Source organism: Spiroplasma endosymbiont of Tipula paludosa (assembly GCF_964264785.1).
Classification (GTDB): domain Bacteria; phylum Bacillota_I; class Bacilli_A; order Mycoplasmatales; family Nriv7; genus Nriv7.
The window spans coordinates 402,948-421,021 of the sequence record NZ_OZ183484.1 but is presented as its reverse complement, the minus strand read 5'-3'; the positions used below and the strand labels follow the sequence as shown (position 1 = coordinate 421,021).

General features: G+C 26.4%; 21 protein-coding genes and 1 pseudogene. 16 read left to right on the top strand and 6 right to left on the bottom strand.

Annotated elements, in window-relative coordinates; translation table 4 throughout:
- Window positions 1–181: 181 nt before the first annotated feature.
- Window positions 182–439 (bottom strand): hypothetical protein, encoded by a 258-nt coding sequence (locus tag ACFEL5_RS02465; RefSeq protein WP_375315611.1) that lies wholly within the window; start codon window positions 437–439, stop codon window positions 182–184.
- Window positions 440–557: 118 nt separating this feature from the next.
- Window positions 558–1,502 (bottom strand): IS30 family transposase, encoded by a 945-nt coding sequence (locus ACFEL5_RS02460; RefSeq protein WP_338966716.1) that lies wholly within the window; start codon window positions 1,500–1,502, stop codon window positions 558–560.
- A gap of 577 nt (window positions 1,503–2,079) precedes the next feature.
- Between ACFEL5_RS02460 and ileS the strand changes: the two genes are divergently transcribed.
- From ileS to ACFEL5_RS02435, 5 genes are read left to right on the top strand one after another with little or no spacing between them, the layout of a single operon-like run.
- Window positions 2,080–4,821, top strand: a complete 2,742-nt coding sequence (ileS, locus tag ACFEL5_RS02455) for an isoleucine--tRNA ligase (protein WP_375315610.1) — start codon at window positions 2,080–2,082, stop codon at window positions 4,819–4,821.
- Window positions 4,821–5,366, top strand: a complete 546-nt coding sequence (lspA, locus tag ACFEL5_RS02450) for a signal peptidase II (RefSeq protein WP_342189436.1) — start codon at window positions 4,821–4,823, stop codon at window positions 5,364–5,366. The genes ileS and lspA overlap by 1 nt, the downstream gene beginning before the upstream one ends.
- A gap of 1 nt (window position 5,367) precedes the next feature.
- Window positions 5,368–6,294, top strand: coding sequence for an RluA family pseudouridine synthase (locus tag ACFEL5_RS02445; protein WP_375315609.1), 927 nt, complete (start codon window positions 5,368–5,370; stop codon window positions 6,292–6,294).
- 49 nt (window positions 6,295–6,343) lie between these two features.
- The gene (locus tag ACFEL5_RS02440) at window positions 6,344–7,714 is read left to right on the top strand and encodes a hypothetical protein (RefSeq protein ID WP_375315608.1); all 1,371 of its coding nucleotides are present in this window, start codon (window positions 6,344–6,346) and stop codon (window positions 7,712–7,714) included.
- Window positions 7,715–8,191 carry a deoxycytidylate deaminase gene (locus ACFEL5_RS02435; RefSeq protein WP_375315607.1) on the top strand — a complete coding sequence of 159 codons (477 nt, stop codon included), beginning with the start codon at window positions 7,715–7,717 and terminating at the stop codon, window positions 8,189–8,191.
- A 31-nt stretch (window positions 8,192–8,222) separates the two neighbouring features.
- Here the strand turns inward: ACFEL5_RS02435 and ACFEL5_RS02430 are convergent, their stop codons facing one another.
- Both ACFEL5_RS02430 and rnhC read right to left on the bottom strand, forming a co-directional pair.
- On the bottom strand, window positions 8,223–8,741 hold the full coding sequence (locus ACFEL5_RS02430; RefSeq protein WP_338966731.1) for a ferritin-like domain-containing protein: 519 nt from the start codon (window positions 8,739–8,741) through the stop codon (window positions 8,223–8,225).
- Window positions 8,742–8,779: 38 nt separating this feature from the next.
- Window positions 8,780–9,652, bottom strand: a complete 873-nt coding sequence (gene rnhC / locus ACFEL5_RS02425; protein WP_375315606.1) for a ribonuclease HIII — start codon at window positions 9,650–9,652, stop codon at window positions 8,780–8,782.
- Window positions 9,653–9,820: 168 nt separating this feature from the next.
- Here rnhC and ACFEL5_RS02420 point away from each other — a divergent pair.
- The 8 genes and pseudogenes from ACFEL5_RS02420 to ACFEL5_RS02385 all read left to right on the top strand — a co-directional run.
- Window positions 9,821–10,704, top strand: a pseudogene (locus tag ACFEL5_RS02420) (DNA alkylation repair protein); the annotation flags it as partial.
- A gap of 427 nt (window positions 10,705–11,131) precedes the next feature.
- Window positions 11,132–11,716, top strand: a complete 585-nt coding sequence (yihA, locus tag ACFEL5_RS02415) for a ribosome biogenesis GTP-binding protein YihA/YsxC (RefSeq protein ID WP_342189407.1) — start codon at window positions 11,132–11,134, stop codon at window positions 11,714–11,716.
- 26 nt (window positions 11,717–11,742) lie between these two features.
- Window positions 11,743–12,450: a hypothetical protein gene (locus tag ACFEL5_RS02410; RefSeq protein ID WP_375315605.1), complete on the top strand. Its 708-nt coding sequence runs from the start codon at window positions 11,743–11,745 to the stop codon at window positions 12,448–12,450.
- Window positions 12,451–12,959: 509 nt separating this feature from the next.
- Window positions 12,960–13,190, top strand: coding sequence for a hypothetical protein (locus ACFEL5_RS02405; RefSeq protein WP_339024264.1), 231 nt, complete (start codon window positions 12,960–12,962; stop codon window positions 13,188–13,190).
- 11 nt (window positions 13,191–13,201) lie between these two features.
- Window positions 13,202–13,336, top strand: coding sequence for a hypothetical protein (locus ACFEL5_RS02400; RefSeq protein ID WP_375315230.1), 135 nt, complete (start codon window positions 13,202–13,204; stop codon window positions 13,334–13,336).
- A 19-nt stretch (window positions 13,337–13,355) separates the two neighbouring features.
- Window positions 13,356–13,601 (top strand): hypothetical protein, encoded by a 246-nt coding sequence (locus ACFEL5_RS02395; protein WP_342189776.1) that lies wholly within the window; start codon window positions 13,356–13,358, stop codon window positions 13,599–13,601.
- 24 nt (window positions 13,602–13,625) lie between these two features.
- Window positions 13,626–14,612 carry a hypothetical protein gene (locus ACFEL5_RS02390; RefSeq protein WP_375315604.1) on the top strand — a complete coding sequence of 329 codons (987 nt, stop codon included), beginning with the start codon at window positions 13,626–13,628 and terminating at the stop codon, window positions 14,610–14,612.
- Between the two features lie 3 nt (window positions 14,613–14,615).
- Complete coding sequence (locus ACFEL5_RS02385; protein ID WP_375315603.1) at window positions 14,616–14,891, top strand: hypothetical protein; 276 nt, start codon at window positions 14,616–14,618, stop codon at window positions 14,889–14,891.
- Window positions 14,892–14,929: 38 nt separating this feature from the next.
- Here the strand turns inward: ACFEL5_RS02385 and ACFEL5_RS02380 are convergent, their stop codons facing one another.
- Window positions 14,930–15,874: an IS30 family transposase gene (locus tag ACFEL5_RS02380; RefSeq protein WP_338966716.1), complete on the bottom strand. Its 945-nt coding sequence runs from the start codon at window positions 15,872–15,874 to the stop codon at window positions 14,930–14,932.
- Window positions 15,875–15,954: 80 nt separating this feature from the next.
- Window positions 15,955–16,197 carry a helix-turn-helix domain-containing protein gene (locus ACFEL5_RS02375; protein WP_375315104.1) on the bottom strand — a complete coding sequence of 81 codons (243 nt, stop codon included), beginning with the start codon at window positions 16,195–16,197 and terminating at the stop codon, window positions 15,955–15,957.
- 58 nt (window positions 16,198–16,255) lie between these two features.
- On the opposite strand from ACFEL5_RS02375, the gene ACFEL5_RS02370 reads away from it, so the two are divergent.
- The 3 genes from ACFEL5_RS02370 to ACFEL5_RS02360 all read left to right on the top strand — a co-directional run bounded on the left by ACFEL5_RS02370 (window position 16,256) and on the right by ACFEL5_RS02360 (window position 18,067).
- Window positions 16,256–16,546 carry a hypothetical protein gene (locus ACFEL5_RS02370; protein ID WP_375315602.1) on the top strand — a complete coding sequence of 97 codons (291 nt, stop codon included), beginning with the start codon at window positions 16,256–16,258 and terminating at the stop codon, window positions 16,544–16,546.
- Window positions 16,547–16,765: 219 nt separating this feature from the next.
- Window positions 16,766–17,710, top strand: a complete 945-nt coding sequence (locus ACFEL5_RS02365) for an IS30 family transposase (RefSeq protein WP_338966716.1) — start codon at window positions 16,766–16,768, stop codon at window positions 17,708–17,710.
- Window positions 17,711–18,067 (top strand): IS30 family transposase, encoded by a 357-nt coding sequence (locus ACFEL5_RS02360; protein ID WP_375315021.1) that lies wholly within the window; start codon window positions 17,711–17,713, stop codon window positions 18,065–18,067.
- The last annotated feature ends 7 nt before the right edge of the window (window positions 18,068–18,074 follow it).

Here is an 18,074-nt window from a genome sequence, read left to right as displayed (position 1 = left end):
AATATTAACAAACATATTCTTAATAAAAGGTTATAAAAACTAAGTAAAATGCTTATAAAAACAACATTAAAATAATTTTTTACAACAAAAATCATACATAAGAAATATATACTTAATTTGCATATTGAAATAATTTATAGTAAATGACTATTTTTTCTTTTTTAAAAAATACCTAAGAAAACTAAACGCGACCAAAATTTAATTCATCAATATTAAAAGTTAAAAATTTTCGTTTCCGATTTAATTTTTTAGAATAATCATTAATAACATCAGAAAAAATAATTTGTTTATTTTCAAAACCCTTAACATAAATATTATAAATATCTAAAAATAATTTTTCTTGCATATCTTTATCTTTTATTAGACTTGGTACATAACTATAACATTTTATGCCGACTAAACTATAAAATTCATTTTTATCTTTGTATTTATCTAACATTTGTATTTCATCTAAAAAATAATTATCAAAATAGTAGATAAAATTAAAGGTTATGTACCAAGTCTATTAAAGAAAAAAGAAAATTTAATTTAATGCCAAATTGTAAAGTTAAGTGCAACTAAATTATTTTTCTAACCAAATATTCGATTGGCGAAAGATAATTTAGTATTTTTCTTGGTCTTTGGTTTAAAGACAATATAAATTTATGAACTGCATTTTTAGTAGTGTTTGAAAAATTAAATTTTTTAGGAAATTTTTCTCTAATTAAACCATTAGTATTTTCATTAGTACCTCTTTGTCAAGGTGAATATGCATCAGCAAAATAAATTTTCACATTTAAATTTTTTTCAAGTTGTTGTCAATTAGCAAATTCTTTACCCCTATCAAATGTTATAGTCTTAACAAGATTATTTGGAAGAATTGATAAATAATGACTAATATTTTTGTTAATAACTTTAGTAGTTCTATTTTCAACTAATATTGCTAAAGTAAATCTTGATGTTCTTTCAACTAAAGTTATTAAACATGATTTACTTTTACCTCGTGATGATACTACAGTATCACCTTCTCAATGGCCAAGAGTTATGCGATTATTAACATTTCGTTCTTTAATGGATTTACCATTAAATTTACCCCGATTTTCTTGAGATTTTCGTTTCTTACCTTTTCTTCTTAAATTTTTACTAGTAACCTTTTCAAGTAATCCAGAATAAATTCAATTGTAAATTGTTTTAAAACTAATAATTCATTCTTGATGAAAATTTTTAATTCTGCCATAAATTTGTTCAGGCGATCAACCTAATAATAATTTTTGTTGTACATATTTTACTAATTCTCTATTTTTAAATTTATGAAAATAAACATGTAATTGTTTTCTATTTTCTGCTTTATTTTGTGCAATTAATGAAAAATAATGATTATTATCTTTATTTCTATTAACTTCTCGATTAATAGTACTAATACTTCGATTAAGATTTTTAGCTATTTCACTAATTTTTACTTTAAATTTCAATTGATTCTCAATATAAATTCTTTCATCTATGCCAAGATGTTTGTATCCCATATAAAAACTCCTTAAATTTACTTTTTCTAAAATAAACTTAGCATCATGAAATTTTTATATGAAATCTTTTGCAATTTTATTTACTTGCACTTACAAGTATAATTCAGCATATGAAATCTTTTGCAATTTTATTTACTTGCACTTACAAGTATAATTCAGCATATTAGTGAAAATTTAATAATAATTAATAATTTTTTATTGTGCAAAAATTCAATAATATGATAGAATAGTAATGAATAAAAATGACAATAACAAGAAAGGCAGGGTTAGTTTAGTAATTAAATAATATAATTAGCTGATTGTTTTACTTCTTCAAAGCAATACCTAAGAAAACTAAACGCGACCAATATTTACCTTCTACTTTTTGTTATTTTAGGTTAGTGTTATAATTTATTGTGAAATGATTATCTAATGATTGCTTAGTTGTGCACGATAAATTCATTTAGGGAAGGTTTTAATGTCGCTAATAAATGTGATATTATTGTTTCAGTTGTTAGACATTTTGTCGTCAATAAACTAGATTTTGGATGTTTATTAAGGTTAGTAAGAGAATTTCTTAAAAAAAGGAGAATTGTAGATGCGTGATTGAAAAAGTACTTTGTTAATGCCACAAACTATGTTTGAAATGCGAGCTAATTTAAAAGATAAAGAACTGCATTATCAGCAAAAGTGGCAAAAAGAACAATTATGGTCACAAATTTTATTGAAAAATGAATTTGGTAAAAAGTTTATTTTACATGATGGACCACCTTATGCTAATGGTAGTATTCATGTTGGTCATGCTTTGAATAAAATTTTAAAAGATATTATTGTGCGAAATCGTAGTTTTAATGGTTATTATGCACCATTATTATTTGGTTGAGATACACATGGATTACCAATTGAAACCGCAGTTACTAAGTTAAATATTGAGTGAAAAAAATCAGATCCAGTTTTATTTCGTAATAAGTGTTATGAATATGCTCAAGAGCAAATAGCAATTCAAAAGCAACAATTTGCTCGTTTAGGGTTATTAAATATTCCTAATGATGAATATATTACTTGTGTTCCCACATATGAAGGTTATCAAATTGATTTTTTAATAATGATGATTGAACAAAAGCTTATTTATCGGGGATTAAAACCTGTATATTGGTCACCAAGTAGTCAGACAGCGTTAGCTGAAGCAGAAGTAGAATATATGGAAAAGACATCACCAAGTATTTTTGTTGCTTGTGATTTGAAAGCTGGTAATGGTGTTTTAGATAATGATGTACGATTAGTAGTATGAACGACAACACCGTGAACATTAACTAGTAATCAATTTATTGCTGTTGGTAAAGATATTGAATATGTTGTTATTAACTCCAACCAAGGTAAATTGGTCGTTGCTAAGGAATTATTAGCAAAAGTTAGTGAACAATGTCAGTTATTAGATGTTAAAGTTATTAAACAATTAATTGGAGCTAATTTAGTTGGTATTACTTATTTTCATCCGTTATATAGCAATATTATTAATAAAGTAGTTTTAGGACATCATATTACTTTAACTGAGGGGACAGCATTAGTTCATACTGCTTGTGGTTTTGGCGTTGATGATTTTATTATTGGTCAACAAAATAATACTGCTCCAATTGTTAGTGTTGATGATGCTGGTTATTTTACTGATATAATTAATGATGAACAATTATATGGTAAATTTTATGAAGATACTAATAAAATTATTACTACCAGATTAAAAGCTGACAATAGATTATTAGCTTTATCTTTTATTAAGCATTCTTATCCTCATGATTGAAGGACTAAAAAGCCAATTATTTATCGTGCAACTGAACAATGGTTTGTTGCTATTAGTGCGATTAAATCACAATTATTGGAACAAATTAATCAAGTTAAATATTTACCAGTTTGAGGGCAAGAAAGAATGCGTCAGATGATTATGCATCGTGATGATTGATGTATTTCGCGTCAAAGATTATGGGGAGTACCGATTACTATTTTATATGGTGAAGATAATGAACCGATTTATGATGTGGCATTAATTAAACATTTTCGTGATTTAATTGCGCAATATGGAACAGCAATTTGATGAAGTTGATCATTAGATAAGTTATTGCCAAAAAATTATGTGCATCATCAAGCCCCTAATGGTAAGTTTCGTAAAGAAACTGATATTATGGATGTTTGATTTGATAGTGGAATTTCGCATTGAAACTTGTGGCAACAAAAGCATTGAAAATATCCTGTGGATCTTTATTTAGAAGGCAGTGATCAGTTTCGGGGATGATTTAATTCTTCATTAACTACGGGTGTTATTAGTCCATTAAAACGAGCTCCTTATGAACAAGTAATTATTCACGGCTTTATTAATGATGAAAAAGGTAAAAAAATGTCAAAATCATTAGGTAATGTTGTTGACCCTTTGGAAGTATGTAATACTTATGGCAGTGATATTTTACGATTATGGGTTTCATCAGTTGATTATACTGATGAAATGAAAATTGGTAATGATATTTTAAAACAAGTTAGTGAAACCTATCGTAAGATTCGTAATACAATGCGTTTTATGTTAGGAAATTTATTTGATTTTAAATTAGAACATATTGTTAAAGAGTATGAAATAGTTGATCAGTATTTATTAGTTAAAACTCAAGAATATCATCAAGCAACCCAAGTAGCATATAATAATTATGATTTTAATGAAGTATATGTATTAACAAATAATTTTATTGTTAATAGCCTTTCAGCATTTTATCTTGATTTTACTAAAGATATTTTGTATATTGAAGAAGCAAATAGTATGCGTCGAAAACAAGTACAAACAACAATTTATTATATTTTACAAACGCTATTGTTTAATTTGGCACCAATTTTAGTTCACACTTGTGAAGAAGTTTATGAGTATTTACCGTTAACAAATAAATTATCTTCAATTCATTTAATGGATATGGTTGTCTTACCAACATTTGAAAATATTAAGGAAATTAAAAATATTGGATATAAACTTTTACAATTACGCGAAGATGTTAATAAGGCATTAGAACTAGCAAGAAATGAAAGAATTATTGGTAAGTCTTTACAAGCTCAAGTTATTATGGAGTTAAATGATAATTATCAAGAGTTAGCAACAATAAATAATTTAGGACAAATGTTTATTATTAGTGAGTTAATTGTTACTAATAATTTAAGTGAGGGTGTTCAGTATCCAACGGCTAAAATTGCGGTAAAATTAAAACTTGGTGATAAGTGTGTTCGTTGTTGAATGATTGTGAGTGTTACGATGGATGAACTTTGTTCTCGTTGTCAAAAGGTTATTAGTAAATTAGAGGAAAATAAATAATGAATCGTCATTTAAAACAGTGAAAAAATTCAGTTAAGGAATATTTCAGTAATTATACTTGAAATTTAAAGAAAAAATTATTATTGTTAATAGGTATTTTTATTCTGATTTTAATTGATTTTGTAATTAAAAATGTTGTTATTAATAATTTAAATGAAAATGAAATGGTTAATTTTTTACCAGGATTTATTCAAATAGAGTTAGTATATAACACAGGAGCGGCATTTGGAATTGGTGCTGAAAATCCTCAATTAATGGTTGTTGTGCAAAGTATTATTATTTTATTAATTTTAGTAGGATTTTTATTTGCCCAAACAACAATGATGAATATTGGTTTAGCATTAATTGTTGCGGGTGCATTAAGTAATTTTGGTGATCGGTTTTCAAATCAAATTGTTGAATGAGGTGTTGTTGATTATTTTTCTTGACAATTATTTCCACCATATTCAATTTTTAATATTGCCGATATGTTTGTGGTTGGCGGAACAATGGTAATTATTTTTGCAATTATTTTAACACCAATAACTAGTTATTGAGAACAATAAGATGGAAAAGAAATTAGTTATTATTGTTGAAGATACACCAAGTATTAAAAGAATTGATAAGTATTTGCAATTAAAATTTTCTGCAATTAGAGGACTTTCTCGTAGTCAAATTCAAAAATTAATTACTAATAAAAAAGTTATTGTTAATAATCAAATTATTACTAATAACTATAATGTTAAGCAAGATGATGTGATTATAATTAATTTTCAAGAAGAGAAATCTTGACAAGGCGAAAATCTTGATGAAAAAGATTTAGATATTGTTTATGAAGATGAGTATTTATTGGTAATAAATAAACCAAAAAATCTTGTTGTTCATCCCGGAGTTGGTAATTGAGATAATACACTAGTTAATATTTTATTAGCTAAAGATATTAAATTATCTGATAATGATATCGCAAGACCAGGTATTGTCCATCGTTTAGATAAAAATACAACAGGGTTACTTATTATTGCTAAATGTAATTCTGTTCATCAAAAGTTAACTAGTCAGTTACAAAATAAATCTTTAACTAGAAAGTATTTTGCTCTTGTTCGTGGTATTATTAATAAAGAGAATGGCTTTATTGATGGTCCCATTGGTCGTGATCCTAAAAATCGTAAACGAATGGCGATTGTTTTTAAAAATAGTAAACCAGCTCAAACTAAATTTAATGTTATTAAAAGATTTTTAGAAAGTAATATTACTTTTCTTGAATGTGAGTTATTAACAGGAAGAACACATCAAATTCGTGTTCACTTAAGTTCTATTAAACATCCTATTTTAGGAGATCATTTATATGGAATTAAACAAGATTTAGATGAACCTTATGAACAATATTTACATGCTCATGAGATTGCATTTATTCATCCTATTAGTGGTAAAAAAATGCAGTTGAATTGTGAATTACCAGAATCTTTTAAAACAAGGTTAGATAGTTTACAATAAGGTTTTTAATCACTTAGTGATAAGCTTTATCTAATAAGGGAGTATGACAATGGAAAGAAATACATTTGATATTTTAAAAATGCAATTAGTTGAGTATTTTAAACAAATTGAAAAATATCAAATTCATCAGCGGAAATGACGCTGAAAGCGAAATAAAGAACATAATTTATATTTAATTAATTTATTTAATAAGAGTTATCAAGTTATTAAGATTTTGGATTATTTTAATCATTCAGAGATGTGATCGGCAAAAGATTTAAAACAAAATCAGTTAGATATTGATAGTTTTCGTAAAGAAATTGCTACTAGTAGTCATAGTAAATTACAAGTATTAACAATTGTATTAACTAAAGTTATTCATGAACCATTGCTTTTTAGTAATAACGATGGGATTGTTTTTGTTAATCCAGAAACTTTAGTTGCGCAATTGAAACCAATTTATTCACAAATTGATCAAATTGAAACCATTACTTTTCAAGAAAAACCTAGTAATGATGACGAAGTTTTTGATCCGAAGTCAATTACTAGTGATGATTTAAAAGAAGGTTCGTTATTGCAAAAACGAATGAAGGATTTTCATAGTTTAACAACTAAGCAAAATATATTTTTAGCTTATGTGTTTACATTTATTCCCTTGCTATTACCAATTTTAGTGCCATTTTTTGTGCCACAAATTCGTGAGATTTTGCAAGGAAAAAATGATAATAGTTTAATTGATGGGGGATTTGAGTCACAATTAATGTTAGGTGGTTCTTATAAACATTTAATTTTTCAAGCTGGTCAGTTTTGGCGATGAATAGTTTATCCATTAGCGGGTGACAATATGTTTAATTTATTTTTATCGTGTTTAGTTATTTTTTATTGTGCTCGTTTAGTTGAGTCATTTTATAAACCATGAAAGTTAGGGTTAATTATTCTTTGTACAACAGTAATTGTTGGCTTTACTCATTCAGTTGTTGCTAGTGCGATGTATCATTTTAAGTCGCAAAAGATACCAAATATTTTAACAGGACCTTTATATTGAGCATGAATGGTAATTCCACCACTTTATATTTTTAGTTTTACTAAAAAGGATTTTTCAGCTTTTGTTGTTCGCAGAAGACTAATTTTACCAACAGTTTTTATGTTGGTAACATTTATTTCAAGTGGTGACCGTTTAGCAATGCCATTAGTTTTGACTTTTTTCGTTAGTTTTTTTATTAGTTATTTTTTAGGTTATACTAAGCAAGCATGAGAATGAAAGCGCGGTGTTGCTGTTGTTGTTGTTTTAGTATTAGTGTTAGTGGTATTAATTTTGTATTTAACTAATAATCGTTTTTTTACTGATGAAGATGGTTGAACTCATACAATTCTTGAAGATTATGTTAAGCTAGGTTTAATTTCACAGGAAAAATTAGATATTTCTGGTATATTTAGATAGATGATGTCAAAACGCTTATCTTATTTAACATGAGATCAATATTTTATGAGTGTTGCTAAAGTTTCTGCTTTAAGGAGTAAAGACCCTAATACGCAAGTTGGTGCTTGTATTGTTAACGACCGCCAGCAAATAATTGCTACTGGTTATAATGGTTTACCACGACTTTTAGATGATGACAACTATCCTTGAGCTCGGACAGGAAAATTTTTAGAAACAAAATATCCATATATTGTTCATGCGGAATTGAATGCGATTTTAAGTGCCACAGTTAAATTAGAAAATAGTGTTATTTATGTTAGTTTATTTCCTTGCAATGAATGTGCAAAAGCAATTATTCAGTCGGGAATTCAAACCATTATTTATGAAGAAGATAAATATGAAAATACCGAAAATAATATCACTGCTAAAAGAATGTTAGGTGATGCTAATGTCGTGTTAAAGAAATTGGCGTTTAGCGAAATTACAATAAAGGTTTAATTAGTAAAAAAACTACGCTATAGCGTAGTTTTTATTTGTCAGTATAGGGAAGGATAACTTTTAGAGTATCCGGTTCTTCGCGTTTAGCAAGGTGCTTATCAATACCATAATAGTTATTATTAGACATTTTAATCTTATCAATATAGGTTTTTGCGAGTTCAACTTCTTCGTAGAAATCAATTAGGAATCAGTCAAGAAATTTAATTGTTAGGAAATCTTTGGCTTCTTGACAGGTTGCAATTAGAGTATTAGTTTTTTCAATAAATTGCAGTTTGTAAGTCAGATATTTTTCCATTAATTCTAATAAACTTTTTTCATGATGTGCTTCTGGTTGGGTTGGATTAACAATAAGTATTTCATCCCGACCAATTAAATAATTATATATTTTTCTTGTATGTAAGACTTCATCTTGTGCTTGAATTTGAAATCAAGTACTTGCTCCGGGAAATCCAAGCGTGTTACTAACGGAAGACATTACATAGCAATCTAATTGTAGTTTGTTATGGTCATCAGCATATTTATTTAATAGACTATGAATATTGGGATTCATTTTTTTCCTCCTTGATGAGTAGATTTATTATTACTAATTTATTTTATTACTTTTTTTCAATTTATAAAATGTAATTTTCCAAAGTCAATTGCCTTATCTTCAAGACCGTCTTGTTTTATTTTCGCAATGGCTTTGTCAACAATTGTACTAGCACCCAAAGGAAAAATCCGGTTATATTCTTGTTCTAATTGTTTAATACTTTTTAAAAAGAAGTAACGACTAATAATGGCAGCACATCCGACAGCAAGAAATTTATCTTCGGCGTGGGTTGTAAATGATAACTTTAAATCATTATCAGCAATATTAAGAATTTTTAAATATTCTTCATATTTTTTTTTGTTAACAAATTGGTCAATAATTACTTTTTTGCAGTTAACTTTATTGGCAAGTTTTCTTATTACTTGATGATGCCCAATGGTTTTTAAAATATGACTGTTTTGATATGTTTCATATAACTTATTGTATTGGCGGTTATTAATGATGATAGTACTATATTCTAATTGTTGGATTAATTGTTTAGCGATAATATTAATTTGTATTGTTGATAAGACTTTAGAATCACGAATTTTTAATGATTTAATTAATGCTAAATCTTTTTCTTTAATATAACAGGCTGTTACTACTAAGGGACCAAAAAAATCACCAACGCCTGATTCATCACTGCCAATAATATTAATTTGTTCTTTTAATATCATCTCTGGTTTTCATTTGTTTCATTGTGTTTTAACTTCATCTTCATCACCACCTTGGAAAACGATTTTTAAAGAACGATATAATAAAATAGTTATATTATGGTATTTGTATTTAGCAATAATGTTAGGATTATTAACAGGTACTTTATAGGCATCATAATAGGTTATTACTTGGTTTTTATTTTCTTCACTCAGTTGTAAACTGTAAGTTGCCATCATATTCCCTTCTTTCACTCTTAAATATTATCATAATTTTTGTTGGCGTATAAATATAACCCAAAATTTATTGCTTTTTATATGCAAAAAGGAGGTTAAAGAATGATAAAATATTATGAATGATTTTATTTATTTTTTAATTTTATTAAAAAGATTTAAAAGGAGAAATATATGCCCGAACTACTAAAAAACAGGTATAATTACCAGTCAATTCAAGATTTGGCTTTGAGAATTAGAGCTGTATATCCTTTGTTTAAGATTGATAATTTTATTAATGACATTATAGACGAAACATGAGATAAGTTAGAACTGAAAGCTCGTATGAGGAAAATTACTATGAATTTAGGAAGGTATTTGCCAAGTGATTATGAACAAGCACTTGAAATTATTGATAAAATTATAGCTCATTATCCTGTAGGGTTTAATGACTTTACTTTAATGTATTTCCCTGATTTTGTTGAAATCTACGGACAGAATGAAGGGCATTGGAATTTGTCAATAATTGCATTAGAACGGTATACTAAATTCTCATCTTCTGAATTTGCAGTGAGACAATTTATCATAAACCATGAAAAGCGTATGATGCAACAAATGCTCGCTTGGTCTAACCATGAGAATGAACATGTGCGACGACTTGCTAGCGAAGGTTGTCGCCCGCAATTACCTTGAGGCCAATCATTAGCAAGTTTCAAAAAAACCCTTACCCAATCTTTGATATTTTAGAACAATTAAAAGATGATCCTTCACTATATGTTCGTAAAAGTGTAGCCAATAACTTAAATGATATTTCCAAAACACATCCTAATCTAGTTACAAAAATTGCAAGGGAATGGTATGGTAAAAACAGCCGTACTGATTGGATTGTAAAGCATGGTTGTAGAACACTTCTAAAAAAAGGCAATAGGGATGTACTGGACATATTCGGGTTTAAAAATATTGATTGCGTGAATGTGGATGATTTTTCTTTGAGTGTTGAGTCTATTTTTATTGGAGCGGAGATGAGTTTTTCCTTTAAGATTGAATCAAAAAAAGCGGTCAAGTTACGATTAGAATATGGGCGCATAAAGTTTTGTTAGGTGGGTAAAGATTTGAATAATTTTGAAAGAAAAGCAACTAAAAATTTATTACCTTTTTACTTGAAAAATAATTAATAAAACAAAATATTTAATATTAACAAACATATTCTTAATAAAAGGTTATAAAAACTAAGTAAAATGCTTATAAAAACAACATTAAAATAATTTTTTACAACAAAAATCATACATAAGAAATATATACTTAATTTGCATATTGAAATAATTTATAGTAAATGACTATTTTTTCTTTTTTAAAAAATACCTAAGAAAACTAAACGCGACCCTTACAAACTAAATAGTTGCATATTTTTATTCTATACGATAAAATTTTAAGCACAAGGTAAAATTTTAATAAAATTAAAAATTATTTCATTTTTAGTTTTAGAAAATAAAAGTGGTGAAAACAATGAAAATTACTAAGAGTGTGTTTCTTAAAGGTGCTATTAATAAGGAACAATGAATTGATGATGAGATTAGTGAAGTATTGTTATTAGGACGAAGTAATGTTGGAAAATCAACATTTATTAATTCTTTATGTAACAATAAACAATTAGCAAAGGTGTCTAGTTCGCCTGGTAAAACACAAATGCTTAATTTTTTTGCTATTAATAATAATGAATTTCGTTTTGTTGATTGCCCCGGTTATGGTTTTGCAAAAATAAGTAAGAGTATTAAAAAACAATTTGTTAAAATGATGGATACTTATTTATTAGAGCGAAAAAATTTAAAGTTAGCAATCTTATTATTAGATTTAAGACGAACTCCTAATGCGGATGATTTATTAATGTTTAATTTTTTACGAGAACGAAATATTAATATTCTCATTGTTACTACGAAGTTAGATAAACTAAAGAAAAATGATATTAGCAAGCAAGAAAAAATAATTAAAGAAACATTGCTGATTATTAATGATATTGACATTATTAAAACATCAAGTATTAGTAAAATGGGTTATGATGCTGTTCTTGAAAAAATTACTGAATATATTTAAAAACTAAGTTTAGAGGTAGAGTTATAATGAAATTAAGAAAGATCAAGTCAAATAGTAATCTTTGTCATCAGATGCATTTAACACATACTGATAAACAACATCGTTGATTTGAAATCAAAGAAATTTTACGCTCAGTTTTTGCTATTTTATTAGTTATTCCGATGTGAATATCAATGGGTAAAGTAAATCCATTGGCAGTATATTTTGGTAATCCAATTATTCAATTAATGCTTGCGAGTATTGTCCAGTTTATTTTAGGATTTAATTTTTATAAAGCCTGATATCAAGAATTGTTTCAACAACGACGAGTCGGCATGTATTCATTAATCATTTTGTCGTCTTTGGTGGCATTTATCTATAGTATTTATTTAATTGTTTTGATGTTGCAATATTCACCATATGGTAAGCAACATATTATTGGTTTATTTCAAGGAATTAGTCATCAACAATTAATGAATTATATGATGATTGATAATAAATTTCAACATATGTATTTTGAGATTGGGGCTTCAATTATAGCTTTTGTTTTAGTCGGCGATGCAATATCGCAAATAGTTCGTAATCGTGCGATTGATGGCTTACAAGATTTAATGTCGTTGCAAGTAAAAGAGGCGACTATTTTTAAAGAAAATAATAAATATGCAACAATTGCTGCTATTGATATTAAAATTGATGATCAGTTATTAGTTAAAAAGGGTGATAAAAGGGCGCATAAAGTTTTGTTAGGTGGGTAAAGATTTGAATAATTTTGAAAGAAAAGCAACTAAAAATTTATTACCTTTTTACTTGAAAAATAATTAATAAAACAAAATATTTAATATTAACAAACATATTCTTAATAAAAGGTTATAAAAACTAAGTAAAATGCTTATAAAAACAACATTAAAATAATTTTTTACAACAAAAATCATACATAAGAAATATATACTTAATTTGCATATTGAACTAATTTATAGTAAATGACTATTTTTTCTTTTTTAAAAAATACCTAAGAAAACTAAACGCGACCATTTATTGCTCGCTTTGAGGAATGAGTTAAAGCTCCTGATTCAAAAGAAAATAACGCGGATAAAAAATAATGTTTTGAAAAATTATTATGGAATTTTTAGAACTGTTTATTCCGATAGAAAAAATGCCTGCACAAGTTGCATTTATTGCCGGATTAATTATTATCATTACTTTTCTTTTCGCATTAATTTCAATTATGTATTTACCAATAAAAATGATTTTTGGGAGATAAAAAATGACGGTAAATTTAAAAGAATTTAATTGAGAACAAATCAAACAAACTTTCTGAGATTTATTTATTCAAATTACAACTATTCCGGCTCATATTAGTGGCGGTAAAGAAATTGATTTAACTCAAGAAACACTTTGACTTTTAATAGCAAACATTGCTTTTTGATTCTTAACAGCGATTATGGTGTGATTTATTCTCATGCTACTTTGAAAAACCATATCAGTATTTAGATAGGGAAAAAATTAATGTCAAGAAGTTACGTTGTGATGCATTCCCAAAGAAATTCAAAATTAATTAGGAAAAAATATAATCGTGTTAAGGTTAATCGTGGCTTTAACAAATTTAAGAAAAACTTTGAATATAAATGATGAATGTTTTAAAAAGAAAGGGGGTGATTATATGTTTGGAACTTTCTTGGCTGATGCACCTGCAACAGTAGAAAAAATAACAGCTAGTGACGCGATGACTAAATTATGAAATGCAATTATAACGGCTTTTACTAAAATGTGAGAAATTATTGCTGTTAATATGCCACAAGTCGGTAACTTCTTTGCTGACTACTGAATCTTCATTTTTCCATTTATTTTGGCAATATTCTTTATTTGCTTTAAAATGTTTGAAAAATTACTTGGAGCGGTCCGCTAACAAAAAAATAAAGTGAGGTGCAAGATGAAATTTTGCAAATGAATAATAGAAAAAAATAACCATTTTATTGAATTGAATCGCACCTCATTTTTAATTTTATGACATTGAGGAGCAATTTGATATATTTACAACGGTTATTTTAAAAACATTGTGAGCTATTTATTTTTAGCAGGTTGTATTTTAATTTTCCTTTTTAAAATCAGCAATTTAACACAAATTAACAAAGTTATTAATTTCTTAAAAAACTCACCGTTAAATATTGTTATTGGTTCATTAGGAACTGGAAAAACTGCTTTTCTAGTATACGCATCAAAATTATTAAAAAAGAAGAAATATCACATCGCATCAACCTTCCCATTACTAGAAACTCAAAAATTAAGTTTAGGACATATGGGATTATTAGATTTTGATTATCCGGTATTGCCAGACAAAACCTTACTTTTATGAGATGAAACCAACTTATTTTTAGAAGGAACTGATTGAGAAAAAAATAATACCAAAAACGAAGAAACCGGTATTCAAGAATATTTCGCTCTGGCACGCCATTTCGGTCATATTGTTCTCGCTAGTGGTCAAAGAGATAAACATATTTGAGTTAAAGTTCGTGATATTGCCAATAATGTGATTGTGGGAATTCGTAAAAAACCCGTTAATATTTTTCGTCCCTACTTAAAAGTCATCTATGGTACCTTTACTAGCATTGAAGAATATGAACGCTGAAGAAACACCTTAATTGATGCTAAAAATAGTAAAAAAGGGCGTCGCATTAAATACCGTGATATTCCTGAACTTGATATTTATTTTTTTAAACTAAAAATTCCTTTACCAATACTTAACACTTACAATTCTTTTTACCTAGCATTTTTAAGAGATTACTTAAATTCAAAAGTAAATCCTGACTATGAAGATAAATACTATACTGACACAGCAATTGATTTAGAAGACTTAGAATACTTAAAAATGGATAAATTTAGCAAATTTTTAAAAAAAATGAAAGAAAAGGAACAATAAAAAATGGAAAATCTCGCAAAAATGGCCGACTTTCTTGCCCAAATGCTTTATAAAGTTTTTGATTTAATTTGAAGTCTTGAAGTGCCGGGAACAAAAATTCAACTAATATTTCCCTTGTTCTTAATGCTGGCTGTAGAATTTCTTATGGCAATTATTCTTGGTTTTGGTAGTCAACAAGTTAATTTAGAAAAACAACGCCAATATGCTGTTAAAAATAAGGGTCGTTTAAGTGCATGAGGAGAAGCTAAAAAACAAATAAAAACAAAACAAGGTAACTAACAATGTTTAAATTAGCCAAATTGTAAAGTTAAGTGCAACTAAATTATTTTTCTAACCAAATATTCGATTGGCGAAAGATAATTTAGTATTTTTCTTGGTCTTTGGTTTAAAGACAATATAAATTTATGAACTGCATTTTTAGTAGTGTTTGAAAAATTAAATTTTTTAGGAAATTTTTCTCTAATTAAACCATTAGTATTTTCATTAGTACCTCTTTGTCAAGGTGAATATGCATCAGCAAAATAAATTTTCACATTTAAATTTTTTTCAAGTTGTTGTCAATTAGCAAATTCTTTACCCCTATCAAATGTTATAGTCTTAACAAGATTATTTGGAAGAATTGATAAATAATGACTAATATTTTTGTTAATAACTTTAGTAGTTCTATTTTCAACTAATATTGCTAAAGTAAATCTTGATGTTCTTTCAACTAAAGTTATTAAACATGATTTACTTTTACCTCGTGATGATACTACAGTATCACCTTCTCAATGGCCAAGAGTTATGCGATTATTAACATTTCGTTCTTTAATGGATTTACCATTAAATTTACCCCGATTTTCTTGAGATTTTCGTTTCTTACCTTTTCTTCTTAAATTTTTACTAGTAACCTTTTCAAGTAATCCAGAATAAATTCAATTGTAAATTGTTTTAAAACTAATAATTCATTCTTGATGAAAATTTTTAATTCTGCCATAAATTTGTTCAGGCGATCAACCTAATAATAATTTTTGTTGTACATATTTTACTAATTCTCTATTTTTAAATTTATGAAAATAAACATGTAATTGTTTTCTATTTTCTGCTTTATTTTGTGCAATTAATGAAAAATAATGATTATTATCTTTATTTCTATTAACTTCTCGATTAATAGTACTAATACTTCGATTAAGATTTTTAGCTATTTCACTAATTTTTACTTTAAATTTCAATTGATTCTCAATATAAATTCTTTCATCTATGCCAAGATGTTTGTATCCCATATAAAAACTCCTTAAATTTACTTTTTCTAAAATAAACTTAGCATCATGAAATTTTTATATGAAATCTTTTGCAATTTTATTTACTTGCACTTACAAGTATAATTCAGCTTATGAAAATAAACATGTAATTGTTTTCTATTTTCTGCTTTATTTTGTGCAATTAATGAAAAATAATGATTATTATCTTTATTTCTATTAACTTCTCGATTAATAGTACTAATACTTCGATTAAGATTTTTAGCTATTTCACTAATTTTTACTTTAAATTTCAATTGATTCTCAATATAAATTCTTTCATCTATGCCAAGATGTTTGTATCCCATATAAAAACTCCTTAAATTTACTTTTTCTAAAATAAACTTAGCATCATGAAATTTTTATATGAAATCTTTTGCAATTTTATTTACTTGCACTTACAAGTATAATTCAGCATTAATTATTATTTTTATCTTAATAACTGTTCTTGGGCTATTAGCTGGTAGTCATTTTGAAACTTTAACGAACTATATTAGCGAAGGACTTGCCAATTTCCAAAAATTTATTACTAGCAATTTAACAATTTTAGAACTATTTAAACCAATGGCACGAACATTTTCGCAACACCCAATTTTTACCATTCTTGGTGTTACTTGTGTACTTATTGCCTTATTTATTGTAATTAAAGGTAGGTAAAAAATGAAACATGAACTAAAAAACAAGAATTAAAAATAGTGAATGACAAATTAAAAATAATTAAAGAAAGGAATTAATAGTTAATTATGTTAAATTCTAATTTATTAAATAGCTGAATTATACTTGTAAGTGCAAGTAAATAAAATTGCAAAAGATTTCATATAAAAATTTCATGATGCTAAGTTTATTTTAGAAAAAGTAAATTTAAGGAGTTTTTATATGGGATACAAACATCTTGGCATAGATGAAAGAATTTATATTGAGAATCAATTGAAATTTAAAGTAAAAATTAGTGAAATAGCTAAAAATCTTAATCGAAGTATTAGTACTATTAATCGAGAAGTTAATAGAAATAAAGATAATAATCATTATTTTTCATTAATTGCACAAAATAAAGCAGAAAATAGAAAACAATTACATGTTTATTTTCATAAATTTAAAAATAGAGAATTAGTAAAATATGTACAACAAAAATTATTATTAGGTTGATCGCCTGAACAAATTTATGGCAGAATTAAAAATTTTCATCAAGAATGAATTATTAGTTTTAAAACAATTTACAATTGAATTTATTCTGGATTACTTGAAAAGGTTACTAGTAAAAATTTAAGAAGAAAAGGTAAGAAACGAAAATCTCAAGAAAATCGGGGTAAATTTAATGGTAAATCCATTAAAGAACGAAATGTTAATAATCGCATAACTCTTGGCCATTGAGAAGGTGATACTGTAGTATCATCACGAGGTAAAAGTAAATCATGTTTAATAACTTTAGTTGAAAGAACATCAAGATTTACTTTAGCAATATTAGTTGAAAATAGAACTACTAAAGTTATTAACAAAAATATTAGTCATTATTTATCAATTCTTCCAAATAATCTTGTTAAGACTATAACATTTGATAGGGGTAAAGAATTTGCTAATTGACAACAACTTGAAAAAAATTTAAATGTGAAAATTTATTTTGCTGATGCATATTCACCTTGACAAAGAGGTACTAATGAAAATACTAATGGTTTAATTAGAGAAAAATTTCCTAAAAAATTTAATTTTTCAAACACTACTAAAAATGCAGTTCATAAATTTATATTGTCTTTAAACCAAAGACCAAGAAAAATACTAAATTATCTTTCGCCAATCGAATATTTGGTTAGAAAAATAATTTAGTTGCACTTAACTTTACAATTTGGCATTAACAAAAATATTAGTCATTATTTATCAATTCTTCCAAATAATCTTGTTAAGACTATAACATTTGATAGGGGTAAAGAATTTGCTAATTGACAACAACTTGAAAAAAATTTAAATGTGAAAATTTATTTTGCTGATGCATATTCACCTTGACAAAGAGGTACTAATGAAAATACTAATGGTTTAATTAGAGAAAAATTTCCTAAAAAATTTAATTTTTCAAACACTACTAAAAATGCAGTTCATAAATTTATATTGTCTTTAAACCAAAGACCAAGAAAAATACTAAATTATCTTTCGCCAATCGAATATTTGGTTAGAAAAATAATTTAGTTGCACT